23 protein-coding genes are annotated in these 24268 nt (G+C 65.1%); 15 read left to right on the top strand and 8 right to left on the bottom strand.

What is annotated here, in order from left to right; genetic code table 11:
- Positions 1 to 7: 7 nt before the first annotated feature.
- The 4 genes from QK287_RS12270 to QK287_RS12255 all read right to left on the bottom strand — a co-directional run bounded on the left by QK287_RS12270 (position 8) and on the right by QK287_RS12255 (position 8346).
- A complete protein-coding gene (locus tag QK287_RS12270; protein ID WP_282360246.1) occupies positions 8 to 3214 on the bottom strand; it encodes a type I restriction endonuclease subunit R in 3207 nt (1068 codons plus the stop codon).
- A gap of 260 nt (positions 3215 to 3474) precedes the next feature.
- The gene (locus QK287_RS12265) at positions 3475 to 4659 is read right to left on the bottom strand and encodes a restriction endonuclease subunit S (RefSeq protein ID WP_282360245.1); all 1185 of its coding nucleotides are present in this window, start codon (positions 4657 to 4659) and stop codon (positions 3475 to 3477) included.
- Complete coding sequence (locus QK287_RS12260) at positions 4652 to 6283, bottom strand: class I SAM-dependent DNA methyltransferase (RefSeq protein ID WP_282360244.1); 1632 nt, start codon at positions 6281 to 6283, stop codon at positions 4652 to 4654. The genes QK287_RS12265 and QK287_RS12260 overlap by 8 nt, the downstream gene beginning before the upstream one ends.
- Positions 6283 to 8346, bottom strand: coding sequence for a hypothetical protein (locus QK287_RS12255; protein WP_282360243.1), 2064 nt, complete (start codon positions 8344 to 8346; stop codon positions 6283 to 6285). The genes QK287_RS12260 and QK287_RS12255 overlap by 1 nt, the downstream gene beginning before the upstream one ends.
- Positions 8347 to 8581: 235 nt before the next feature.
- Between QK287_RS12255 and QK287_RS12250 the strand changes: the two genes are divergently transcribed.
- The 4 genes from QK287_RS12250 (at position 8582) to QK287_RS12235 (ending at position 11193) form a co-directional block, all read left to right on the top strand.
- Positions 8582 to 9214 (top strand): hypothetical protein, encoded by a 633-nt coding sequence (locus QK287_RS12250; RefSeq protein ID WP_282360242.1) that lies wholly within the window; start codon positions 8582 to 8584, stop codon positions 9212 to 9214.
- Between the two features lie 45 nt (positions 9215 to 9259).
- A complete protein-coding gene (locus tag QK287_RS12245) occupies positions 9260 to 9931 on the top strand; it encodes a DUF4352 domain-containing protein (RefSeq protein ID WP_226774537.1) in 672 nt (223 codons plus the stop codon).
- A 131-nt stretch (positions 9932 to 10062) separates the two neighbouring features.
- On the top strand, positions 10063 to 10422 hold the full coding sequence (locus tag QK287_RS12240) for a DUF898 family protein (RefSeq protein ID WP_282360241.1): 360 nt from the start codon (positions 10063 to 10065) through the stop codon (positions 10420 to 10422).
- A gap of 210 nt (positions 10423 to 10632) precedes the next feature.
- Entirely contained in the window at positions 10633 to 11193 is a 561-nt protein-coding gene (locus tag QK287_RS12235) for a hypothetical protein (RefSeq protein WP_282360240.1), read from the top strand.
- A gap of 17 nt (positions 11194 to 11210) precedes the next feature.
- On the opposite strand, the gene QK287_RS12230 is transcribed toward QK287_RS12235, so the two are convergent.
- Together QK287_RS12230 and QK287_RS12225 are read right to left on the bottom strand one after the other, a co-directional pair.
- Positions 11211 to 11645: a PDDEXK nuclease domain-containing protein gene (locus QK287_RS12230; RefSeq protein WP_226774534.1), complete on the bottom strand. Its 435-nt coding sequence runs from the start codon at positions 11643 to 11645 to the stop codon at positions 11211 to 11213.
- Positions 11621 to 11956 carry a DUF1016 N-terminal domain-containing protein gene (locus tag QK287_RS12225; protein WP_282360239.1) on the bottom strand — a complete coding sequence of 112 codons (336 nt, stop codon included), beginning with the start codon at positions 11954 to 11956 and terminating at the stop codon, positions 11621 to 11623. The genes QK287_RS12230 and QK287_RS12225 overlap by 25 nt, the downstream gene beginning before the upstream one ends.
- Positions 11957 to 11988: 32 nt before the next feature.
- Between QK287_RS12225 and QK287_RS12220 the strand changes: the two genes are divergently transcribed.
- Positions 11989 to 12207: a hypothetical protein gene (locus QK287_RS12220; protein ID WP_282360238.1), complete on the top strand. Its 219-nt coding sequence runs from the start codon at positions 11989 to 11991 to the stop codon at positions 12205 to 12207.
- 341 nt (positions 12208 to 12548) lie between these two features.
- Positions 12549 to 12971 (top strand): NAD(+)--rifampin ADP-ribosyltransferase, encoded by a 423-nt coding sequence (arr, locus tag QK287_RS12215; RefSeq protein ID WP_282360237.1) that lies wholly within the window; start codon positions 12549 to 12551, stop codon positions 12969 to 12971.
- Between the two features lie 488 nt (positions 12972 to 13459).
- Here the strand turns inward: arr and QK287_RS12210 are convergent, their stop codons facing one another.
- Both QK287_RS12210 and QK287_RS12205 read right to left on the bottom strand, forming a co-directional pair.
- On the bottom strand, positions 13460 to 14287 hold the full coding sequence (locus QK287_RS12210) for a putative hydro-lyase (RefSeq protein ID WP_282360236.1): 828 nt from the start codon (positions 14285 to 14287) through the stop codon (positions 13460 to 13462).
- Positions 14288 to 14292: 5 nt separating this feature from the next.
- Entirely contained in the window at positions 14293 to 15510 is a 1218-nt protein-coding gene (locus QK287_RS12205) for an NRAMP family divalent metal transporter (protein ID WP_282360235.1), read from the bottom strand.
- A 373-nt stretch (positions 15511 to 15883) separates the two neighbouring features.
- Here QK287_RS12205 and QK287_RS12200 point away from each other — a divergent pair, with 373 nt between their 5' ends.
- The 9 genes from QK287_RS12200 to QK287_RS12160 all read left to right on the top strand — a co-directional run bounded on the left by QK287_RS12200 (position 15884) and on the right by QK287_RS12160 (position 24264).
- Positions 15884 to 17101 (top strand): low temperature requirement protein A, encoded by a 1218-nt coding sequence (locus tag QK287_RS12200; RefSeq protein ID WP_282360234.1) that lies wholly within the window; start codon positions 15884 to 15886, stop codon positions 17099 to 17101.
- Between the two features lie 102 nt (positions 17102 to 17203).
- Positions 17204 to 17638 carry a hypothetical protein gene (locus QK287_RS12195; RefSeq protein WP_282360233.1) on the top strand — a complete coding sequence of 145 codons (435 nt, stop codon included), beginning with the start codon at positions 17204 to 17206 and terminating at the stop codon, positions 17636 to 17638.
- A 38-nt stretch (positions 17639 to 17676) separates the two neighbouring features.
- A complete protein-coding gene (locus QK287_RS12190) occupies positions 17677 to 18561 on the top strand; it encodes a hypothetical protein (RefSeq protein ID WP_282360232.1) in 885 nt (294 codons plus the stop codon).
- Positions 18548 to 19873 carry a V-type ATPase 116kDa subunit family protein gene (locus tag QK287_RS12185; protein WP_282360231.1) on the top strand — a complete coding sequence of 442 codons (1326 nt, stop codon included), beginning with the start codon at positions 18548 to 18550 and terminating at the stop codon, positions 19871 to 19873. The genes QK287_RS12190 and QK287_RS12185 overlap by 14 nt, the downstream gene beginning before the upstream one ends.
- A complete protein-coding gene (locus QK287_RS12180) occupies positions 19870 to 20313 on the top strand; it encodes an ATP synthase subunit C (RefSeq protein ID WP_282360230.1) in 444 nt (147 codons plus the stop codon). The genes QK287_RS12185 and QK287_RS12180 overlap by 4 nt, the downstream gene beginning before the upstream one ends.
- A gap of 15 nt (positions 20314 to 20328) precedes the next feature.
- Entirely contained in the window at positions 20329 to 20553 is a 225-nt protein-coding gene (locus QK287_RS12175; RefSeq protein ID WP_282360229.1) for a V-type ATP synthase subunit F, read from the top strand.
- On the top strand, positions 20550 to 21071 hold the full coding sequence (locus tag QK287_RS12170; protein ID WP_253032621.1) for a hypothetical protein: 522 nt from the start codon (positions 20550 to 20552) through the stop codon (positions 21069 to 21071). Before QK287_RS12175 ends, QK287_RS12170 begins: the two co-directional genes overlap by 4 nt.
- Positions 21059 to 22807, top strand: a complete 1749-nt coding sequence (locus tag QK287_RS12165) for a V-type ATP synthase subunit A (RefSeq protein WP_282360228.1) — start codon at positions 21059 to 21061, stop codon at positions 22805 to 22807. The genes QK287_RS12170 and QK287_RS12165 overlap by 13 nt, the downstream gene beginning before the upstream one ends.
- Complete coding sequence (locus QK287_RS12160) at positions 22804 to 24264, top strand: V-type ATP synthase subunit B (RefSeq protein WP_282360226.1); 1461 nt, start codon at positions 22804 to 22806, stop codon at positions 24262 to 24264. Before QK287_RS12165 ends, QK287_RS12160 begins: the two co-directional genes overlap by 4 nt.
- Positions 24265 to 24268 lie beyond the last annotated feature (4 nt).

Below are 24268 nucleotides of genomic sequence, written 5' to 3'. Positions count from 1 at the left end.
GGTGCGGTTAGCCACGGGCCTCAGCGAACCGCGGGGCCATCGACTCCATCTGCTCCATGACCAGCTTGATGGCCTCGGGTTGCTTGTCCGGCGGGTAGCCGAAACGTACCAGAAGCCGCTTGATCGAGGACCGAAGCTTGGCCCGGACATCGTCGCGGACGGTCCAGTCGGTGCGCACATCCCGCCGCATGACCGAAACCAGCTCACGGGCGATGTCCGCCAGAATGCCTTCGCCCTGGACCTCCACCGCCGACTCATTTGAAGCCACGGCATCATAGAAGGCGAGCTCGTCCGAGTTGAGCGGGGGAGTGAAGTGCGCCCCGCGTTTGGCTTCGGCAGCCACTTCGCGGGCCAGTTCCACCAGTTCGGCAATGACCTCGGCTGAGGTCAACTGCTGGTTAGTGTATTTCTTCATGAGCTCGGTGATGCGCTCGGAGAAGGCCCGCTGGCGGATCACGTTGTTCCGGGTGGCCGTAACGGTCTCGTCAGAAATTAACTTGCGCAGCGCCTCGATGGCCAGCTGCGGGTTCCGCGCCTGCTGGGTTTTGGCGATGAACTCCGGTGTCAGGTCATCCAATGACGGCTTCGGCATGCCGGCGGCCTCGTAGATGTCGAGGACCTCGCCGGACGAAGTGGCCGAGGCAATCAGTTCGCCCAGCAGCCGCTGGATGTCCTCAGGCACCGGCTCGCCGGAGGCCTGCCGGTCGGCGGCGTCGTACTTCGCCATCCAGACCCGGATCTCCTCGTAAACCTGGATCTCCGGGCGCAGCTCCGCCAGTGTCTCCGACCCTGAGCACAGAGCCCAAGCTCTGGACAGCTGGCTGGAGAACCTGCGGTACCGGGCGGCGAGCGACTCCTCGCCGTCGGCTGGTTGGTTACCGGGTGTGCCCGGGTTGCGCAGATAGCTCACCGCGCCGGTCACGGCATTCAGAAACGCCTTGTTGCCGCCCTTCATCAGCACCGCCTTCCAGTCGTACCCGGCGAGCAGGGCACGCAGCGAATCTACGAGCGACACCGTCAGGCCAACAGCCTCATCAATGTTCTTCCCGACCGGCTTCTTGTCCTGGTCCGAGCGCGTGTACTCACTCAGCGCCTTGGCCAGGTTCTCCGCCAGTGGGGCGTACGCCACCAGCAGCCCGTCCTCCTTGCCGCGGAAGGTGCGGTTCACCCGGGCCAGGGTCTGCATGAGCAGCGCGCCCTTCAGCGGCCGGTCCAAGTACAGGGTGTGCAGGGGCGGGGAGTCGTAGCCGGTGAGCATCATGTCCTTGACGATCACCAGTTCCAGCTCGTCATCCACGTCTTTGAGCCGCTCCTTGATCTGGGCGTTCAAGGAGTCGCGGCGCACATGGTCCGAGACCGGCGGCCCATCGGTCGCATTGCCCGAGTACACCACCTTGATCTTGCCCTTGCCTAGGTCATCCGAGTGCCAGTCCGGCCGCAGTTCCACGATCGCCGAGTACAGTTTCGCGCAGATTTCCCGTGTCCCTCCGACAATCATGGCCTTGCCGGGCGCCTCGATGAACTTGTGCATCCGGGCGCTGCGGTTCTCCCAGTGCGCCACGAGGTCCGCGGCCAGCGCGGCGATCCGCTGGGGCGCGCCATAGACGGCGTTCACGACGGCGACGCTCGCCTCGATCCGCGACCGTTCGGTGTCGTCCAGGCCCAGGGTCGCCTCGTCGGCGGCCCGGTCCAGGATTTCCTCCGTGACCTCAGAGGCCAGTCCCACCTTGATCAGCCGCGGTTCGAAGTAGACCGGCACGGTGGCGCCGTCCTCCACAGCCCGGGAGAGATCGTAGACATCGATGTAGTCGCCGAAGACGTCCTGCGTGTTGCGGTCATCGAAGGAGATCGGGGTGCCGGTGAAGGCAATGAGCGTCGCGTGCGGCAGGGCGTCGCGCAGGTGCCGGGCGTAGCCGTCGAGGTCGTCGTAGTGACTGCGGTGCGCCTCGTCCACCACCACGATGATGTTCCGCCGGTCGGACAGCAGCGGGTGGTCGGTGCCAGCGTCCTTCTCGGCCTTGCTGCGGCCGAACTTCTGAAGCGTGGTGAAGTAGATGCCGCCGGTGGTGCGGTTGGAGAATTCCTCGCGCAGCTCGGAGCGTTTCTTGATCTGCTTGGGCGATTCGGCCAGCAGGAGGCTGCGGGAGAAGCCCTCAAAAAGTTGTCCGTCGAGTTCGTTGCGGTCCGTGATGACGACGACGGTAGGGTTCTTCAGCCTGGGGTGCCGGGCCACCAGGTTGGTGTAGAGCTCCATCTCCATCGACTTGCCCGAGCCCTGCGTGTGCCAGACAACGCCGGCCTTGCCGTTGCTCTCCACGGCCTGGACGGTGCTGCCCACGGCCTTGGTCACGGCGAAGTACTGGTGCGGTTTGGCGATGCGTTTGGTGAGCCCGTCGGAGCCGCCGTCGAACGCGGTGAAGCTCTGCAGGAGCTGCAGGAAACGGTCCTGGTTATACAGCCCGTGCAGGGCGGTTTCCAGCGCCGTGACGGCTTCGCCGTCTTCCATATAGCCCGGCGCCAGGGGGACGCCGTCGTCGTCGACGTTCCAAGGGGAGAAGTGATTCAGGGGCGTGAAGGGCGTGCCGTATTTGGCGTCGATGCCGTCCGAGGCGAGCGTGAATACGCAGAAGCGGAACGCCAGGGGGAACTCGCGCAGGTAGGTCTGCAGCTGGGCGTGCGCCCCGGCGACGTCGGCGTGGGAGCTGCCGGCCTTCTTGAGCTCGATGATGCTGACGGGCATGCCGTTGCAGTAGAGCGCGAGGTCGAAGCGGCGTTTGTAGTCGCCCTGGATGAGGGTGACCTGGTTGACGGCGAGCCAGTCGTTCTGGTCCGGGTCCGTGCTGAGCAGCCGGATGGTGGGGTTGGCCTCGGTGCCGTCGGAGTCGATGTAGCTTAGCCGGAAACCGTCCACAAGGTAGCCGTGGATGCGGTGGTTCTCGGCGACGGCGTCTTTGGACTTGGGCGCGGCGATCTCCGCGAGGGCCTGCTGCAGATACTGAACCGGGACCGCCGGGTTGAACCGCTGCAGGGCCGCGAGCAGCCGCGGCCGGATCAGCAGCTCGTCCCAGGAGTCGCGCTCACCCGTGCCGGGTGCGATGTCCTGGCCGGCTTTGGGCTGCCAGCCGAGCGGCTCAGCCAGCCGGTCGAGTGCGACGCCCTCCCAGTCGGCCTCCGAAAAGCCGAGCGCGGGTATCTTGATGGATGCTGTGTTCACGGTTGTTCCCCCAATGTCGTGTTGCTGTCCAGCTTAGCCAAGCGTCTGACGCCATCCGCTAAGGCCGCGGGTGTCCGCAAAATGTTGCAACAGCCTTGCAACATTGAGGACACGCCGTTCCGGCAAAGTTGCAAGGACCACTTGCAAGATTGGAAAGTGGCCGCCAGTCCTTGCATCGTTGCCGCGTCGTCTGGAGTCCCTGTGAAAGCGGCACACGAGGGGCATGGATCTTCTGGGCCGGCGTGCAGTTTGGTGCACAGCTAGACGCCGGCCTCCACTAACAGTTTCTCAGCGTCTTTGACACGGAGCTTCCCGGACATGAGCTGGGGGAGCAATGCGTCGCGGGTGGTGGCCAGCTCCAAGCTCTCCCTCTCAGCAAGCAGACTTCGCTTCCACAAGGCTTCCATTGCTTCGTTGTTAGTCTTCACGCTGCGTTCGGACGGTACTCGAACTGGCTCGTCGAGGTGCCTGCGTTGAATGTGCCCCATAGTTGTTGCTTTGTCGGCAGCGATCGATTTGAACGCATCGAGCTTGTTTTGGATCAATTCGTACGCCAACCAGTGGGGGAACCCGGCATTGGGAATCACTTTGAAAATGTGTTGGTTAATGATTCCCTCGTCGCGGTACCACCGGTGCAGAGTCAGTGAGCCAGACCAAGCAAACAAGATGTCGCCCGGGCGGGCCAGATGCCGTTCCCCAACCTCGATGTCGTTGTAGATTGTCGAACCACCCAGTCCTGAGTTCAACTCGGCGATCCTGATAACTACCCGGCCGGTCCCGCTTGCGTTCTTTGTGAATGCCTTGCCGTTAACGAACTCCGCTGTGCCAGAAAGTGGTAGTTCCAACACCTCCTTGTTGAGCATCGAGTGGAATCTGGCACGGCGGAGCGAATCGAGTGTGGCCAGGAGTGTGGTGTTGGCGGCGATCTTGTCGTCGAGCGCACCGAGCACCTCTGCAATTGCCTGTTGGTTGTGAATCGATGGCAGCGTCATCTTGAGGGACCGGATGTCCGCCAGATTTATGTATGCGGCCATGTCCGTGTTGTTCATTCTGTCCGCGGCTTGAAGCCAGAACTCCTGGCTACTGAACCAGTAGCGTAGGAAGCGCGGGGCTATTACATCGAAATCCAGAACCCGGAAATAGCAGAGCTGCGGGCTGTAAACAACCTGCTCACCGGTTTCGGGTAGAACGGCCACTCGGCCAACAGTCCCCTTTGTGGTCAGAAGGATGTCACCGGGATGTCCCAATTTCGTTCCGATGGCCCTGACGTAATCAGCCGAAACGAAGTCCGGTCCCTCGAAGCTGACAGCATCGTCCATCACGTCGGCAACACGAATGATCCGGTAACCCGGCTGGCCATGCTCGCTTCGTTTGGTTCTGTAACCGTCTCCGAACTGGAGGGCACCGAGAGCTGCTAGTTCGCCGATGGAGGTATTCCTAGACATCCAGGCGCCCCAATTGCTCGCGCACAACCTGCGCCAGCCGCTCCGACTCGTCGAACTGCTCGAAGAGCTCCTTCGATAGCCGTGCGATCTTCTCCTCGATCGGCTCGCCGTCGTCCTCAAGCTCAGCCGCCCCAACATACCGTCCCGGCGTTAGCGCATAATCAGCAGCCTTGATCTCCGCAAGCGTGGCCGAATAGCAGAAGCCGGCTTCGTCGTCGTACGTCAGGCCGGCCTCGACGGCCGACGCAGTGCCGCGCCACGCGTGGTAGGTGTTGGCGATCTTGGCGATATCTTCATCGGACAGGGCGCGTTCGGCGCGGTCCACCATGTAGCCGAGGTTCTTGGCGTCGATGAACAGGACCTGCCCGGTGCGGTCCACGGAGCCGTTCTTGCCAGCGGTCTTGTCCTTGGCGAAGAACCAGGTGCAGACGGGGATGCCGGTGCTGCGGAAGAGCTGGGTGGGGAGTGCCACCATGCATGAAACCAGGTCCGCCTCCACGAGTTGGGCGCGGATCTCGCCCTCGCCGCCGGAGTTGGAGGACATGGAGCCGTTGGCCATGACCACGCCGGCGGACCCGCCCGGGGCGAGTTTGGAGATGATGTGCTGGATCCAGGCGTAGTTGGCGTTTCCGGCCGGCGGGAGGCCGTACTTCCAGCGGGGGTCGGACTCGGAACGGGCCCAGTCCTTGATATTGAAGGGTGGGTTGGCCATGATGAAGTCGGCGCCGTTGGTCCCGGTCAGCTCGGGGTGCTGGTCCCGGGCGAAGGTGTCGCCCCAGCGGGAGGCGAGGTTGGCGTTGAGGCCGTGGATGGCGAGGTTCATCTTGGCCATCCGCCAGGTGCGCTCGTTAAGCTCCTGGCCGTAGACCGAGATGTCCGAGCCCTCCTTCTGGTGGTGCTCCAGGAACTTCTCGGTCTGGACAAACATGCCGCCCGAGCCGCAGCAGGGATCATAGACCCGCCCGCGGTTGGGTTCCAGCACCTCCACGAGCACCCGGACCACGCCGGCCGGGGTGTAGAACTCGCCGCCGCGCTTGCCCTCGGCCCGGGCGAACTTCTCCAGGAAGTACTCGTAGACCTCGCCGAGCAGGTCGCGGGCCTTGCTGACGCCCTGGCCCGTGAAGCGGGCCGAGTTCAGCAGGTCCAGCAGCTCGCCGAGGCGGCGCTGGTCCACGTTGTCGCGGTTGAAGATGCGGGGAAGCGTGGCCGCCAGCGTGGGGTTGGCGGCCATGATGAGGTCCATGGCCTCGTCGATCAGCTGGCCGATGCTCTTCGGTGCCTCGCCCATCGCGGCGGCGAGGCCCTTGCCGTTCTCCGCGAGGTAGTCCCAGCGGGCACGGGCAGGGACCCAGAAGACGCCGCGGCCGGTGTACTCGTCCACGTCGTCGATCAGCTGGGCGATCTGGTCCTCATTGAGGCCGTCGGCTTCCAGCTCCGTGACGATCTGGGCGCGGCGCTCCTCGAAAGCGTCCGAGACGTATTTCAGGAACACCAGGCCAAGGATGACGTCCTTGTACTGGGAGGCGTCCATGGAACCGCGCAGCTTGTCCGCGGCCTTCCAGAGGGTGTCCTTGAGTTCCTTCATGGTGGACGGGGCGAGGTCCACCTTTAATTTCGGGGGCATTACTGGGTTCCTTTGGTCTGTGGTTCGGCGAGCTTAGTGCTGGGGTCTGTCAGGGTGAGGCTTCCGCCCGCTACGCCGTCCGTAATCAGGGTAGCGAGTTCCTCCAGCCGTTTGAGGCGTTCGCGGGCCAGATGCTGCCCGTGTTGCAGCCGGGCGAGCGTTTCGGCAAGCTTCTCCCGCTGGGCCTCCGGCAGGCGGCGCAGCTGCCAGTGCCGCCAGACCTTGTCCCTGCCGGACAGTGCGTTGATGTCCGCGGCGACGACGTCGGGCAGCAGCCCGCCGGGGTCCCCGGCGTCGATCCGCAGCACCCTCGCGGGGAACACGACGGCGGAGCCGCCGTCAGCGTCAACAGTGGCCGCCGGACGCGGGCTGGTGCAGAACACGACGTCGCCGGGCTCGGTGAGCCGGCCCCCGGGGTTGCTGGCGGCGAACTCCAGCAAGCTGATGTACCGGGCCGGGGCGGTGTGCGGGTGGAGCAGCTCGGCCGGCCCCAGGACCCGTGTGGTGCCGCCCGGCGCCAGGTCCGCATCGACAATCCGGTTCCCCTTGATGTATTTCAGGGTGCCGGCGGCCAGAAGTCCCTGGACTGCGGCGGGCTGGGCCTTCGTGGCTGGACCTCCCGGGAGAACGGCCATGTCAGCTGATGGCTTCGTTCCTCCGGCTCCGACCAGACGCACCAGTTCCTCGACGCGAAGGACAGCCCCCGCGCCGCCGGAACTCGGAGCCGGCCCGGGGTGATGAGCTGCCACGAGGGATGTCCGGGCGGCCAGCAGCAGACGGGTCTGGACCAGTCGGGCAAACCTGAAGGAGTGGGCGCGCACGGTGGCGCGGTTACCCATAGAGGCGACCATGTCGCTCACCAGGTCCTGCCTCACGTCGTCGGTGAGGGCACAGGCGCTGAGGTCCGCCGCCATGGTCCAGCGTTCCGCAATCGGTACTTTTGCGAACGACGGTCCCAGCACCCACAGCGCCTGCGCTTCGCGGGGCTTGGACCGCAGCAGGCCCTGGGGCAGCCGGACAATGGCACGTACCCGGCCGGTGCGCAGCAGCCCCGAACGCAAACCCGCGGCCCCGGCGGCCAGCGGAACATCGCAGAGAACACGTGCCGGGGCAATGATGACCGCCCGCTGCTGGTCGTCCATCTGGAGGACAAGGTGTTCCACCGCGGAGAGAATCTGGGTGGCGTCCATGCCTGGTTGGCCGGGGGATGGGTACTGCGCCACATGGACCACGGCTCCATGCATGGCGAATTCGCCGCTGGTCTCGACACGGATCTGTCCGGAGTCCACACCATGGACGCGCAGGCGGCGACGCACCAGCCGGCCGGCGCCGCCGTCGTCGTCCGCTGTCAGAAAGGTGACGGGCGCACCCTCGCCGGAAGCGTGCACGACGCCCATCAGGAGGTCGCTGCCGCCGCGGGTGGAGTCGGCAAAGACGGGACTCCCGCCCAGCACCGCGGACAGTTCGACCGCCGCGGCGGCGATTAGCTCCACGGCAGATTCCGTAAGGGCGGTATCCGAGTGCTCCCGCAGCCCCGCCCGGAACCGGGCGGCCAGAAGCTGTTCAAAGGCGGCAGGTGCGTTGTAGGCGCTGTCCACCAGCCGGTCCGCGAACGCTGCGGTAGCAGCGAGCGACGGGCCCTGGGCCTCCAGTTCCGAGTAAAGAAACCCGTCATCGGGGTCGCACTCGTCCGCGGCGTCCAGCAGTTCAGCTGTGGTCAGGGTTCCAATCCCGGCTCCTGTCATGGCCTTGAGAGTCAGGAGGGCGGTGAGGGCAGCCAGGGTGTTCCCTTCGACGCCGCCGGCCGCCGTTACGGGTATCCGGGCGAAAGCGGCGGCGTCGTTCACGGCATCAGGGTTGTTGCCGCGTCCGGTAGCGTCCAGCCAGCCGGCGACCTGATCGGCGTCGAACAGTTCACGGCCGCTATCCAGCGCGCTGGGCTCGGGAAACGGGTGAGCTGACCCGGCACTGCGTTTGCGCCAAATGGACACGACGGGCCGCTGGACCTGCGCCAGTGCGGCGACGTCGGAAAGGGTCATACGCAGGGCTTCTGCTTTGGTCATGTGCGTCTCCTTACGACGTCGCCCCAAGCCTAACGGGATGTGGTGACATTCCTGCTGGAGTGCTGATAAGGGGGGTTATCAGTGGTCTTTCGTCGTGCCGGTGCAGGGCCGCCGTAGCTTCGGTTCTGCAGCGCCGAGGGAATCCTCCGATGCTGCGACGGCGGCGGGGAACCACGCATTGGGGGACCGGTATCCCGCCGCCGCTCAGTAGCTACAGCAAAGAGAGGACGAGATCATGTTGAACTCCGTCACGGGCCACGGAACGGACGAGACGCCGTTCCTGGGGAAGTTGAAGCCGGCGCGCAAGAAGCGGGCCCTGCTGGCTGTCGCCGCCATCGCGCTCCTGGCCGGCGGAACGGTGCTCGGCACGACGCTGCCTGACCCGAGGTCCAGCGACGCCTACCTGGCGCTGGCGGGGGAGGAAGCCGCTGCGAAGTCTGAGCGCGACTCGGCTCAGACCGACTACCAGTCGATGAAGTCGAAGTACGACACCCTTCAGAACGGCAATGCCGCCCGCGAAGCGAAGCTCACGGCCAGGGAATTTGAGGTTGGCAAGGCAGATGCGGCCGTCAAAACCGCCGATGCGGCCGTCAAAATACGCGAAGATGCGGTGACCGGCGCCGAGAAGACCAAGGCGGCCAACACCATCGCCGACGGCACCTGGACGGTCGGCAAGGACCTTGAGGCCGGCACTTACCGGGCCACTGCCGACGTCGGCTCCTCCTGCTACTGGGGCATCTACGCGACCGGAAGCAACGGCAGCACCATTATCGACAACGATCTCCCCGGCGGCGGCCGGCCCTCAGTGGCGCTCTCCGGCGGGCAGGACTTCAAGTCCAGCCGCTGCGGCAAATGGGAAAAGCAGTAACAGTTCCACGCCTCGCATCATTCATTCACCTTGGAAAGGCACCACATGTCCCACGAACTTTCGGAACAGCCCTTGACCACTGCGCTTGCAGCGCCTCAGCCGCGGCCGTTCTTCAAAAAGAAGCGTTTCCTTATCCCCGCCGGAGTCCTGGTGCTGGGCATGGCCCTGGGCTCGTGCTCCGGGGGCTCCAAGCAGGCCAGCGATGCCTCGCCGGCGGCCGCGACCTCAGCTCCTGCGGCAGCAGCACCTGCTTCTTCGGCAGCTGCTGCGCCGGCCGCAACGCCGGCCGCCCCTGTTGCTCCACCTGCTCCACCGGCGGCGCCTGCCGGACCCGCCGTCGGCGCTCCGTTCAGCGTCAAGATGGGCAACGGCAACGTCGCGAAGATCACGATTGTCTCTGCCGTCCGCACTGACGCTGTCACCACCACTGCCTTCGCGGCGGCACCCAAGAGTGGAAGCTACCTGCTCCTGGACGTCCTGTGGGAAACGGAGACGGGCAAAACCAGCTCCAACCCGTTCTACTTCTCGGCCAAGGACTCCAACGGGCGAAAAGCCGATCTGAACCTCTTCGCGGACAACCAGCTTGGTTCCGGCGACGTTCTGCCGGGTGACAAGACCCGGGGATTCATTGCCTTCGACACCGCGGCCGGTGCTTCGACCGTGATGATCTCCACCCCGCTGATGCAGGAAGCCGCACGGATCCAGATCCCGGGGTAGTGCAACTGTGGAGCCGTGTCCGGGGGTGCCCGGCTCCCTCTCGACCCTTACAGTTCAACTGTTCACTTTCGCGTTATCAATTGGGGGATTCCTTGAGCATCAACAAAGAGCACGTTTCGCCATCTGGGCAAATGCCCGCCGCAGACGCCGGAACCATAGTGGCCAGCGGCGCCGGGGCCGTCCCTGTGGCCCAGATCTATCAGTTCCGTGGCGGGGCCGCATCCTGGTTCGGCACCCAGATTCTCGGCGTGCTGATTACGATCTGCACCATTGGAATCTGCTACCCGTTCGCCCTTGTCCTCGTGGAGCGATGGCGGGCCAAGAACACCTATCTTCACGGCCGGCAGCTCCTCTTCGTCGGCACCGGGTGGGGCATCTTCGGACTGTGGATCAAATGGGCGCTCCTGAGCATCATCACGCTGGGCATCTACACCTTCTGGGTCTACCCGCGACTGATGCAGTGGAAGGTCGAAAAGACCGTCTTCGCTTAGTCAGTATGTGTTTCCCGGGGCGCGGCCCCTGCGTGGCTTGACGGTGAAACGGAAGTTGCACCACATTGAGACTGTCTTAGACAAGCTTTCTTGCATTTGTAGCGCAATGCGGAACACAATCGCATCATCAGGAGAAGACCTCCGCACGGCATCGCCGGCGGGGGTCTTCTCGCGTCTCAAGCCACTCCGAACCTATAAAAGGTCAAAACCATGAACATGTACGAAGAGAACCACCTGCACGTTGACGGCAGCTTCGCGATGGAACTCGTCGTCGCCGGAGTAGATGAGCACGGTCTGCCGATGCTGGAGCTGAGTATGTATCCGGTCGTCGTTGCGGGCGTCGATCAGGACGGGCTGACGTATACCGCGGACTGGCGGCACTGCGTTGGGCAGCTCTCCCTTCCTGTGGAGGATTCGGGTCTGAGCCCTTGTGAGGTCGAAGCCCTTCCTCTGAGTGACGGCTGGGCAACTCTGTCCGCGGGTGAGGGACCCGGCCTTGCCGCTGCAAGGATCGAGGCCGAGTTCGGAGCGCAGGCAGCCGTCCTGGTACTCCAGGTGTTGACGGAAGCACTACTCGCAGAATTCATCAATATGGACGTCCACGCGGCGCCGTACCGAAGCCTTGACCCCGGCAGCGACGACCTCCATATGGCGATTCAGGAAATGCATGCCGAACTTGCCCCTCGCGTCGCCGAGAATGTGGAGAATCGTCGTACGCGCGAGGCCTTCGAAACGATTATCGTCGGCGCATTCAGCGAATCGGGCGTCTGAATCACGACGACCAGATCTCAAAAGCAGTTCCATGGGCCGCACACCGGGCAGTTGTTCAAGGCAGGACAAAAAGATGAGCGGCTTGAGTTGAATCCGGTGGGTTTGTCCTCCGCATGGCCCAGCAGATCGTCCACCGCAGACATGTACATATTGATCTGGCCCACATACTCCGGCTTGAACGCCGTTGCCTTCAGTTCGACCACCACAAAGCACCTGAGCTTGAACTTGTAGAAGAGCAGATCGGCAAAGAATTCATCACCGCTGATTATCAATTGCAACTGGCGTCCCACAAAGGCGAAACCCTGGCCAACTTCCAGGAGGAACTTCTCCACGTGGCCAATCAGCTGATCCTCTAACCCACGCTCATTCTGCTGGCCTGTCAGCGACAGGAAGTCAAAGACGTAAGGGTCCTTGAATGCCTGCTGGGCTAGGTCCGACTCAGCTGGCGGCAAAGTCTGCGTAAAGTTGGTGACGGCATTACCCGTGCGCTCGTCGAGTCTGGTCTCAATGTGATGAGACAGAACATTCCGGGAGCACGTTTGTCGACGGCAGACCTTGCGTACCAGAGCCGGGTCTCAGCGTCGCCGAGCTTGTCCACAAGAATGACGTTGTGGCCCCAAGGCAATGTTGCAACAGGCTGATGCAACATTGGGAAGTCCGGCCACTCCTGAGCGAAGGACTTCATGAAGCGGGGGTTCCGTGGCGAGAAGCCCGAGGCGTAGGGAAACGATGCACGGACGTCAGCAGAAAGGCTTGTTACCACCTTGCTAACCGCACACTAAGCCGTTCTTCAAGATGAAGCGCTTCCTCATCCCCGCCGGCGTGCTGCTGCTCGGCAGTGCACTGGGGTCCTGCTCCGGTGGAACCAAGGAAGCCAGCGACGTGACCGCGGCGGAGGCGCCGTCGTTGGCTGCCCCCTCCGCCGCCGCAGTGGCGGTCGCGCCTCGCCCCGTCAACATTCCGCTTCGCGTACCTGGAACCGGACGCCCAGGCAGCTCAAACCTGGCTGCATGATGAAGCCGAGGTCATCGACACCCCATGCCGCACGCCGGAACAAGCCACGCAACAGATCTCAGATTCGGTGCTTGTTCGCTGAGATCACCAAACGTCCGGGATCCTTGTGTCCGGTGAGCGATTCCTTACCGAGCGTCCTCGTGCGTGCGTGTCGCCGCGCGGCGCCAATACGGCGTCCTGACCTCGCGCTAAGCAAACCTCTTCTGCGGAGTCGTGCTACTCGCTGCAATGCAGGTTGTACCTCCACTACTCTCAGGATAAAGCGCTGAGGGGGACTTGCGGCAAGGGACTGCTGACGTGGCATACTCGCGGAGTTGAGTATGCCAACAGAAGGAGTCCAGGTGTCCAGACCGCTCGAAGAGGGCCCTTTTTTCCATGGCACGGTCGCGGATTTGAAGGTGGGCGATTTGCTCACATCGGGCAACCGATCGAACTACCGCCCCGAGATCGTGATGAACCATATCTACTTCACAGCTCTTGCCGACGGAGCCGGCCTCGCAGCGGAAATCGCCGCGGAACTTGCAGAGGGCGCGACGACTCCACGGGTGTATGTGGTCGAGCCCACCGGAGCGTTCGAGGACGACCCCAACGTGACCGACAAGAAGTTCCCTGGTAACCCCACCCTGTCGTACCGGAGCAGAGACCCGTTGAGGATTTGCGGCGAGATCACCGAGTGGGCCAGACTGACACCCGAACAGCTGCAGACGTGGCGGGAACGGCTATCGGTGCTGCTCTCGAGCGAGCGGGGCGAAATCATCAACTGATGCTTCACACTGGCGAGATGCGCGTCATCGTAATCGATAGCACCTTGGATAAGCGCGCCACCTGCGAAGCGTTGCGCGCCCAAAGCGACGACGGTGCCCGCAAGAACCCAAGGCTCCCGGCACGGACACATCGTGGGTCGTGCAGACGAGTGTCGACATTGCGTGCAGACGGCTTCGGATGAACGAGGCGCGGCATCGCGGGCTTCGGCACGGCTCTTCGCCCAGACGTCTACTTCCCAGACGTAACTTCCCGGGCCAAGGAAACAGGCCACAACCTCCGATCACTGCAAGTTCTGGCACTTCAAGTTCTGGACTAGCAGAACCCGGCGATGACATTGCGCTCGGCGAATCGTAGCTACGCGATCATCAGCGTGAATTGCGGCCGGGCGAGTTTCGACGCTGAGCCCAGCTGCCCTCGGGAGAATTGGGATTCCGGCGGACCGCCGTCAACAGTCCAGCTCGGAGCTCGGAGCTCGTAGTCCGCTGGCCTACGGGACCTGGTAGGACGTATCGCGTGCGTCCGTAATGAGCATGTGCCCCGGAGCATGTCCAATGGCCAGTGCAGGTTTTGATTCCATCACGGCTGCCTGCGGAGTTACCCCGCACGCCCAGAATACCGGCACCTGGCCGTCCGGGATGCGGACCGGGTCGCCGAAGTCCGGCCGGCCCAGATCAGCGATGCCAAGTTCTGCGGGGTTGCCGACATGGACCGGGGCGCCGTGCACGGCCGGATAGCGGGAGGTGATCCGAACGGCGTCCGCCACCAGGGATGCCGGCATGGGGCGCATGGAGACCACCAACGGCCCGGCCATGGTGCCGGCCGGGTCGCAGCGAACCGACGTCCGGTACATGGGCACGTTCGTGCCCTGGTCGATATGCGCCACCCGGATGCCGTTGTCCTGCAGGGCAGATTCGAAGGTAAAGCTGCACCCCACAATGAACGTAACGAGGTCATCGCGCCAGTGATCCGTTATGTCGGTCGGCTCGTCGACCTTCACGCCGTCCTTGTACACCACGTACTTGGGCACATCGGAGCGGATATCGCCGCCGGCGAGCAGCGCTCCGGAGGTCGCCCCGGCGTCCAGGACGCCCAGGATAGGGCACGGCTTAGGGTTGCGTTGGGCAAACAGCAGCACGTCGAACGCCTGCGCCTTGGGAACAATTATCAGATTGGCCTGCGCGTAGCCGCTGCTCCAGCCGGAGGTGGGAGTCACAAGGCCGGCGCGGAACAGGGACCGTGCCGCCGCCGGGAGCAGGCCAGCCGGGTTTTCAGGAGGGACGACGGCGGACCGCGGATTGACCGGAGTAGAGATCATGGGTTCTAGGACCACAGCTTCGCCAGGCTGGTCAGCGAGCTATAACCAAGGAACAGGGTCAGCAGCCAGGCCACCACTCCCATAATGAGCAGCCCCTTCGGGTAGACGTAGCCGTGGAGGAGGTCCCGACGCCGCCACGCCACCCACAACAGCACGCCGAAACCAACCGGGAGGATAAGGCCGTTGAAGGCGCCGGCGAAAATCAGGAGCTGCTGCGGGGCCTGGCCGATCAGCAGGTAGGCAACGCTGCAGAAAGCGATGAAGCCGACGGTGATCAGGTTCCGGGTCCGCGCCTTGGTGCTGGACTTCGTCACGAAGGAGACCGAGGTGTACGCCGCACCGATCACGGAGGTGATGGAAGCTGCCCACAGGATGACGCCGAAGACGCGCATGCCGATATCGCCGGCTGCTGCCTGGAATGCCGAAGCTGCCAGGTTGCTGCCGGTCAGCGCCACGCCGCCGGCGACGACGCCGAAGATCGCCAGGAACAGCAGGATGCGCATCACGCAGGTGACCAGGATTCCGACGATCGAGCTCTGCGTGATTTGTTTGACGTTTTCGACGCCGGTGATGCCTGTGTCAAGCATGCGGTGGGCACCCGCGTACGTGATGTAGCCGCCGATGGTGCCGCCGATGAGGGTGGTGATGACCAGGAAGTCGACCTTCTCCGGCATCACGGTGTTCTTGAGCGCCTCACCCAGAGGCGGGGCGGAAACCACCGCAACATACAGCGTCATCAGGATCATCAGGGCCCCGAGGATCACCACGATCCGGTCCAGGGCCACCCCGGCCCTTTTGCTGAGGAAGATCATAATGGCCACGACGGCGGACAGCGCCCCGCCGATTTTGGGATCCACACCCATCATCGCGTTGGTCCCGAGCCCTGTTCCCGCGATGTTGCCAATGTTGAAGACGATGCCACCCAGGAAGACCAGCGCGGCGAGGAACCATCCGACGCCGGGCAGAACCTTGTTGCCGAGCTCCTGGGCCCGCAGGCCCGAGACGCCAATGATCCGCCAGACGTTCGCCTGCACGGCGATGTCAACCAGGATGGAGACCAGGATCGCGAAGGCAAAGGCGGCGCCGAGCTGGACGGTAAAGGCCGTCGTCTGGGTGATGAAGCCCGGGCCGATGGCGCTGGTGGCCATCAGGAACATGGCGCCAAGCAGGGCCGAACGCCGGGCGGCTGGCTTGAGGCCGGCCTTGACGGAGGTGGTTTCCATGGGAGTTCCCAACGATTGGGTGACTGGCGTCACAATTATTGTCTTCCGCCACTCTACAGACTGTTGAACAATCTACGCAAGGAATTGTTGAACAAAAGATCGATTCTCCGACTGCCCGTGGTCAGCAGGGAGCGTCTCAGCGTTCGAGGGACCTGCTGGGACTCGCCGGGCAGTCTGTGTGCGCCGGTGGCGTGGGCAACTCAGCGTGGGAATCTGCCCGCTTGCGCACTTCCCTGCCGGCGTCGGACGGGCGAACCCCGGGGGGTGCGTGGCACACTGTACTCAGCGTTGCCGAGCGGATCCGGGGGTGACCCGCAGGCAGCAATTTCTTGTGCCGGTGTATTCATCCGGCCTGGCCAGGAAAGGCACCCCTGTGCAGCAACCGGACCACCACGCGCACGACGACGGACCCGCCACTGAGGCAGGCGTCGCGGCCGGCATGACGCGGCATCCTGACGACGCTGAGGTCCGTCCACTGGAACTCTTCTTCGACCTGGTCTACGTCTTTGCCCTTAACCAGATCTCCCACCACCTGCTCGAGCACCGTGACTGGGTGGGAGCCGGGCAGACGGCCATCCTATTCCTGGCCGTGTTCAGTGTGTGGTCTTTTACCGCCTGGCTGACGTCCTTGACCAACACGGAAAAGAACCCGGTCCGTTGGATGCTGCTGACCACCATGTTCCTGGGCTTTTTTATGAACAGCACCCTCGGTGAGGCCTTCGGTGAGAGCGGCTGGTTGTTTGTCGCCCTCTACCTGCCGCTGCAGATCGGCCGAAACATCTGGGCCCTCCGGCTGGGGCTTGAGAAGACCATGCACGATCATCACGGCCGCATGCTGGTCTGGATCCTCGGAACCACGTTCCTCTGGATTCCGGGCGCCATGGCCGACGGCGAGCTGCGGCTGGCACTTTGGGGCGCTGCGGCGCTGATCGACCTCCTGGGATTTGTCTCCGGGCACCCGCTGCCGGGACGGCGGACGGATACGCGGCATTTTCCCTTCGTTGGCGAGCATCTGTTCGAGCGGTGCCGGCTCTTCCTGCTGATCGCCTTCGGCGACACCATCCTGGTAACCGGATCAACCGTGGTCGGCGTCAAACTGGATGTACCTACAGGCCTCGTCACCGGCGTGGCGATCATCGGCACGATCGCGTTGTGGTGGAGCTACTTCCGCCGCTCCGAGGGAGTCACGATGGAAACGCTGAAGAATAGCCCGGACCCTGCCCGGCTGAGCCGCAAGGCCATCTACGCGCTGATGGGCATGGTGGCGGGCCTGATCCTTGCATCCGTCGGCGACGAGATCGCAATTGCGCACCCGCTGGAAACGACGGACGTTTTTACCAACCTGATGATTTTCGGCGGCCCGGCCCTGTTTGTCCTCGCCCAGGGGTGGTACCTGTGGCGGGTCGACGGGGACTTGCCGGCGTCCCGCCCCTTAGCGTTCGTGGCGCTTGCCCTCCTCGCCGCGGCGACCCTGCCGCTGCCGAAAGTCGGCGCGGCGGCCATAAGCGTGCTGGTGCTGGTCGCCATGGCCGTCGCCGACAGCATCAAGGCCCACCGCGAAGGCGACCGGGACGAAGTCGCCAACCACTAGGGGCCAACACCGGGCGGGCCGTTGTGCCCTTGTTGCCGTAGGCATCTGCGTGGATGCTGAAAAGATGCTCACGTGTGCCGCCAACGCCCCCGGTTACCGGATATGCCGCGGTTAAGTATCCTGGACCGTTTCCGGCCCGTCGGCGCCCCTGGCCCGGCGGGTCCGGCCGGTGTGCCTGCCGCGGACAACCAGGGTCCCGCCGCTGAACTGGCACCGGTATTCGCAGCACTTGCCGCTGATGTGCTGACGTGTGCGGCCCTGGTGGAGGACGCGCGGGCCGCCGCGGAAAGCGACGTTTCCCAAGCGCGGGTGCAGGCGTCGGCCATCGTCGCCCAGGCGCGGCTGGACGCCGCGGCCGAGCGGGCAAATGCAGCCACGCGGGTGGCCAAGGAAGCAGCGGACCGGGATTCGCAGGCGCTGGAGCAGGCACACCACGAGGCCGCAGCCCTGGAAGAGTCCGGTGCGGCCCGCATCCCCGCCGCCGTCGACAAGGTCATCAACGTGCTCCTGGCCCCGCAGCGCGCCGGGCAACAATGAAAGCGGACTGGGTTGCGGCATCCGTGCGGGCACGGTCCATGGCGCAGCGCCGTGTAGGTGCCGGCGCCAGCCGCACGACGGCGGCCCTGCCGAACCTGGACCGGGCGCTGTCCGCGCTGCAGGAGTCAAGCTACGCGGAACGTCTCGGTGCGGCCGCAGGACTCGCCGCTGCCCAGCGGGCCGTCCAGGAGACCGTCCTGTGGCAGTTGCGGGTGCTTGCCGGGTGGCTCCCGGCATCGGGCACAGCACTCGCCCGGGCGGCAGCGGGGGCTTTTGAGATCGAGAACATCACGGCTTTGGCCCACCAGCTCGGCGGTGGAGCAAAGGCGCCGGAGCCGTATCGGCTTGGTGCACTTGCGACCGCATGGCCCCGTGTGCGGTCCGCGGGATCACCGGAGGATCTCGCCATCACCCTGCGCGCGACGGCCTGGGGCGACGTCGGCGCTGCCGGCCAGGGCCCGCTCCGGGACGCCCTGACCGTCGCCTGGCTGCGGCGGCTGGCCGCTGCCGCACCGCCGGCGCAGCCGTGGTGCGGTGCGGCGTGCGTTCTCATCGCGGCCCGGATCCTCACCGTCGACGCCGAATCCCCGGCGCCGCCGGTGCTGCACCTGCTGCACCCCGTGCTCGGCCGCTCGTGGGAAACCGCCAGGACCATCGCCGAGCTTTCATCCGCGCTTCCGCCGTCGCTGCGGACGGTCCTCGGAGGTATTGCATCACCGAAAGAGCTGTGGCGTGCGGAGGCCCGGGCACGCGCGGGGGTGGAGAAGGACGGATTCCGGTTGTTGCGCGGTTCCATGCCGGGCCCGGATGTGGTGCTGGGCGCCATCGCTGTGCTGTCCGTGGATGCTTGGCGTGTCCGGGCGGCGCTGGCGGCCGCTGCCGCCGGTGCAGGATCAAGCGAGGTGCTCGATGAGGCAGCGTGAATCGCTGGCCCCGGTCCGGATGGAACGGGTGGCCCTGGTGGTGCCCGAGCAGAACCGGCGCCAAATGCTCGTGGACCTGGCGGCCAGCGCCGTCGTCGAGCTTGACCTCCCGTACACACCGGGCAACGACGCCGAAGAACTGGATAAGGCGGCGGCTGCCTTCATCGCCTCCGGGCCTTCGGCGGCGCTCGTAGGCTGGACGCCGCGGCGTGAGATTCCCGCACTGGAAGCCACGCTGGCGCCACTTGGGGCGGCCGTTGTCCCGCTGCCCCGGCCGAGGTGGACACAGCCACCCACGATGCTCGCCGGCGGGGACCGGAGCCGAGTGTCCCGGACCCTCGTGGACACTTACGGGACGGTTCCCTACGCAGATCTGGACCCTTCGCGCCTCGCCGGCATTGCCTACGTGCTTATGTTCGGGATGATGTTTGGCGATGTGGGACACGGGGCGGTCCTGCTCGCCGTCGGACTCCTGTTGCGAAGTGGCCGGATCAAGAAGCTGGCCAAGCTGCAAAGGACCTGGCTGTTCGTGACCGGCGCCGGCCTGGCCGCCATGGTTTTCGGGGCACTCTACGGGGAGGCGTTCGGTCCCACCGGATTGATACCCGTGCTGTGGCTGGAACCCCTGGCGAATCCGGTGCCGCTCCTGGTGGCCGGACTCGGGGTGGGGGCTTTCCTGCTTGCCGGCGCCTATGCCATCGGAACCATCAACCGGGTCAGGGAGGGTGGCTGGGGCTATGCCCTCTATTCCCGCTCCGGCATCGCGGGTTCCCTGTTGTTCGTTGCCGTCGGACTCCTCGTCTGGGGGGTCGGCACCGGCACCGGGATCCTGACGGCGGCCGCCGTCGTTGTCTCGCTCGCTGCGCTGGTCTTTATCTTCATCGGACTCTTCGTTGAGGCCGGGGGAGGAGCCACTGCCGGCTTCCAGGCCGTGATCGAACTGGTGGATACCGTCATCCGGCTCGGCTCGAACCTTGTCTCCTTCGCGCGTCTGGCAGCCTTCGGACTGACGCACGCTGCGCTGTTGATGGTGGTCTGGAACGGGACGACGGCGTTGTGGGCCCCGGACTGGCGTGCTGCGGCCGCCATTGTGCTGTTCATTGTGGGCAATGCGGTCACCTTTGCCCTTGAGGCCCTGGTTGCAGGCATCCAAGCCCTCCGCCTTGAATACTACGAACTGTTTTCACGCATCTTCCAATCCGAGGGGCGCCCCTTCACGCCGTGGTCCCCGGAACTCACCGCCGCTTCCGGTCCTGGCGACGATTCGTCCAGTGCTCCGTCCGGCATACCGGCTGAAAGGCAACTCCTGTGAATCTCTGGTTCGGAACCGTTCCTGTTTTTCTCCTCGCGGCCACTGGGGCCATCCTGTGCGTAAGGCGCTGGCGAAAGTCCGCGTTCAAGATCCTCGCCGCACTCAATGTCGTGGTGATGGGAGGATCCCTGGCAGTACTGGCCGGCGCGCTGAGCGCTGCGCCCGCAGCCGCGGCAGGCGCAGCGGTCCCGGCCCTCGCCGCAGCAGCCGCCGACACCCCGGCAGGTGCCGGCGGATCAGCCCTGATCGCCGCCGCCATCGCCGTTGCCGGATCCTCGATCGGGGCGGCTTTTGCTGTCGCTTACACCGGATCCGCTGCCCTGGCTGCAATGAGTGAACGCCCGGAAATCTTCGGCCGGGCCATGGTTGTGGTGGGGCTGGCGGAAGGGATCGCCATTTACGGCCTCATCATCGCCATCATCCTTATTGGCAAGGCCTGAGGGGGAGCTGGAACCTTGACCGACATTATTGCCGCGATCGGCGAGCCGACGCTGCTGGACGGATTCCGGCTCGCGGGCGTGAGCGTTTTCTCCGCAGCCTCTGCTCAGGAGATCCGTCGTGCGTGGACGGAGCTGCCCGGGAACACGGCAATCGTTTTCCTCACGCCCCGTTCAGCGCAGGCGCTGCAGCTTCTACTGGCCGATCCCCATTCGCCCATGACAGTGGTGCTGCCCTCATGACCGGGCTCGCAACGGAATCACAGAAGGCGTTGGAACCGGTGCGCCGCGCACTCCGGGCGGCGGCCGAAAAGCAGGCAGCCGAGCTCCGGGACAGTGCCGGCAGGCAAGCAAACGAGCTGCTGGCCAACGCACGGGCCGAAGCCGCGGAAATTCTCGGCGCGGCGGCCAAGGAGGGCGGGGAGTCAGCCCGTTCCGAAGCCGTCCTGCGTTCGGCGAGGGTACGCCGCCAGGCTCATGAACTGGTCCTCGCCCAGCGCAATTCCCTGCGTCTGGAACTCCACCGCGGGCTGCGTGAGGCAGTCCGCGGCCTCACGTCCGACCCCCGGTACACCGGGCTGATGGATCGACTGACGGCCCGGTGCAGGGAGCTGCTGGGCCCGGACGTCGTCGTCTCCACCAGCCCCGACGGGGGCGTCGTTGCCGAAGCGGGCTCGCGCCGACTGGACCTTTCCCTTCCCCTGCTCGCCGAGATGACCCTCGACGCCATGCCTGAGGTGAGTGAGTTGTGGACCAGGTAGCAGCCCGGGCGGAGGGCACGGTGAAGCGTGTCAGCGGTCCGCTGGTGGAGATCGAGGGGGCCGAAGGCCTGTCCATGCTTGAGCTGATCGCCGTCGGGCCCCGGCGCATCAGCGCCGAGACGGTGGCGATAGCCGGGAGCCGGGCAACGCTGCAGGCCTACGAATACACTGGCGGACTCAAAGCCGGCGACGCCGCTGTCCCCACCGGCGGGGAGCTCTCGGGGCTGATGGGTCCGGGCCTGCTCGGCCAGGTGTTTGACGGGCTGATGCGCCCGCTGTCCTCCGCGCCGATGTGGCTCACGCCCGAGCGCTCCGGATCCGCTGAAGACCCCACCGTCCTGGCCCGCCAGTGGACCTTCCGGCCGGAGGCGGCTGCCGGGTCGGAAGTCTCTGCCGGCGATGTCCTCGGTACCGTGCCGGAGTCCGGGTCGGTGGTGCACCGTGTGCTGGTGCCGGCCGGAGTCTCCGGGGAGCTCACCTGGCTGGCACCGGAAAGCCAGGTCCACGTGCTGGATAAAGTGGCAGTGATTTCCGGACGCGAGGTAACCCTGTCCGAGCGCTGCGCGGTGCGCCGGCCGCGGCCATTCCGGTCCCGGCTCACGGCTGCGGTGCCGCTGCATACCGGCCAACGGGTCCTCGACCTGATGTTTCCGGTGGCACGCGGAGCCGCTGCGGCCGTTCCCGGGGGTTTCGGCACGGGCAAGACCATGATGTTGCAGCAGATCGCGAAATGGAGCGATGCCGACGTCATCGTCTACGTGGGCTGTGGGGAGCGCGGCAACGAAATGGCAGACGTCCTCGACGGGCTCTCGCAGCTTGAGGACGGGCGTACCGGGGGGAAACTGATCGACAGGACAGTCATCATTGCAAACACCTCCAATATGCCCATGATGGCGCGGGAGGCCAGTATCTTCACCGGGATCACCGTGGCGGAGTATTACCGCGACATGGGCTACGACGTTGTAGTGATCGCGGATTCGACCTCCCGGTGGGCAGAGGCGCTGCGTGAATTCGCGAACCGCAACGGTGACCTTCCTGCCGAGGAGGGTTACCCGGCCAATCTCGCATCTGAATTAGCGTCCTTCTACGAGCGCGCCGGCCGGGTGACGACACTCGGCGGGAACACGGCATCCGTGACGGTGATCGGCGCTGTTTCGCCGCCGGGCGGCGACATGACGGAACCGGTGACCACGGACTCGCAGCGGTTCGTCCGGTCGCTGTGGATGCTGGACCGTGATCTGGCCTATTCCCGGCACTATCCAGCCGTCAGCTGGACCGGCTCTTTTGCCCGCGACGCGGAAGCCCTCGGCCGCTGGCATGCTGCCAACGGGAACCCGGGATGGGCCGCCCGCCGGGCCCGGGCTGCAGCGCTGCTGGCCGAGGCGGACCGACTGGCCGAGCTCGCGGAAATCATCGGCGCCTCATCGTTGCCTGGCCATGAACGGATGGTGCTGCTCGGTGGCCGCCTGCTGCGCGACGGCGTCCTGATGCAGAACGCGCTGAGCGCCAACGACGGCTTTTGTTCGGCAGAAAAAGGTGCCGCTTTGCTGGACCTTGTGCTCGACGTCGTCGACGCCTGCCAGGCACTGGTGGAAAAAGGCGTCGCAGCCACCACCATTGAGGAGGCCGATCTGGGTCCGGTCCTGCGGGCGCGTGAAGAAACAGGGCCCTCGGACGCGGCGGCTGTCAAAGCCCGCAGCGTCGAGGTACTACAAGCACTGGAGGCCCTGCAGTGACTGACCAGGACGGTCCGATGGCCAACCGCCGGACGGCCGAAGGTGCTGAACCTGTACCGCTACCGCTATCTTTCGCCGCCCGGATCTCCCACGGGGACGTGCGGGAGCTCCGCGGGCCGCTGCTCGTTGCGGGCGGGATCGAGGGTGTGGGCTGGGACGAATTTGCTACCGTCGACATGGAAGGCGGCGAGCGCCGGCATGGCCTGGTCCTTGAAGTGGATCAGGACCTCGCCACCTTGCAGGTTCTCGAAAGCACCGACGGAATGGCACTGGACGGCATCCGGATCCGCTTTGAGGGCCGTCCGCTGCATATCCAGGTGGGAACGGACTGGCTCGGACGGGTCTGCAACGGACGCGGAGAGCCGCTCGACGGCGGCCCGCCGGTGACGGGCACCGCAACCCTTCCGGTCAGCGGGTGGCCGCTGAACCCGGTCTATCGTGAACCCCCGCAGGAACCGGTGTTGACGGGCATATCGGTCATCGATGGCCTCACGACGCTGGTCAGGGGCCAGAAACTCCCCATCTTCTCCGTCCCGGGCCTGCCACACCTAACGCTGGCGACCCAGATCGCGGCGCAGGCGACCTCCGGCGGGAAGTCGTTCCGGGTGGTGTTCGCCGCCATGGGGTTGACCCATGCGGACATCGCCTATGTCCGGGACCGCCTTGAAGAACGTTCGGCCGGGGGAGAGCTGGTGCTCTTGCTCAACGCCGCTGACGATCCGGTGATCGAACGCATCCTCACTCCGCGGATCGCGTTGACCGTTGCCGAACATCTCGCCTACACCGAGGGCCACGACGTCCTGGTGATCATGTCAGACATGACCAGTTACGCCGAAGCGGTCCGTGAAGTGTCTGCGGCCCGGCGGGAGATCCCGGCACGCCGGGGCTACCCCGGCTACCTCTACAGCGATCTCGCCACCCTGTATGAGCGTTGCGGCCGGGTCAAGGGCCACGACGGTTCGGTGACGATCGTGCCGGTACTGACCATGCCGGCCGGGGACATTACCCACCCCGTGCCGGACCTGACGGGCTATATCACGGAAGGACAAATTGTCCTTGCCGCCGATATCGCTGCGCGCGGCATCTACCCGCCGGTCGATGTCCTGTCCTCCTTGTCGCGTCTGATGCGCAGCGGGGCGGGCAAGGACCGGACGCGCGAGGACCATCTCGACGTTGCGGCCCAGGTGCTCGCAGCCATGGCCCGGGCCCGGCAGGCCACCGAACTGGCTGAGCTGGTAGGCGCCGCGGCCCTGAGTGAAACCGACCGAAGCTACATCAAGTACCGCACGCTCGTGGAAGAGGGACTCTTCAACCAGGGGCGGGACGAAATCCGCTCCCTGGACGACACCCTCGGCCGGGCGTGGACGGCGCTCGCCGCGCTGCCGGAACAAGAGCTGACCATGGTCTCGACGACGTTCCTGGACCGCTACCTGCCCCGCGGAGACGAACAGCCGTGAGCGG

Origin of the sequence: Arthrobacter sp. AL05, assembly GCF_029960715.1 — a bacterium.
Taxonomy (GTDB): domain Bacteria; phylum Actinomycetota; class Actinomycetes; order Actinomycetales; family Micrococcaceae; genus Arthrobacter.
The sequence above is the reverse complement of the archived record's forward strand: the minus strand, read 5'-3'. Positions and strand labels throughout refer to the sequence as shown.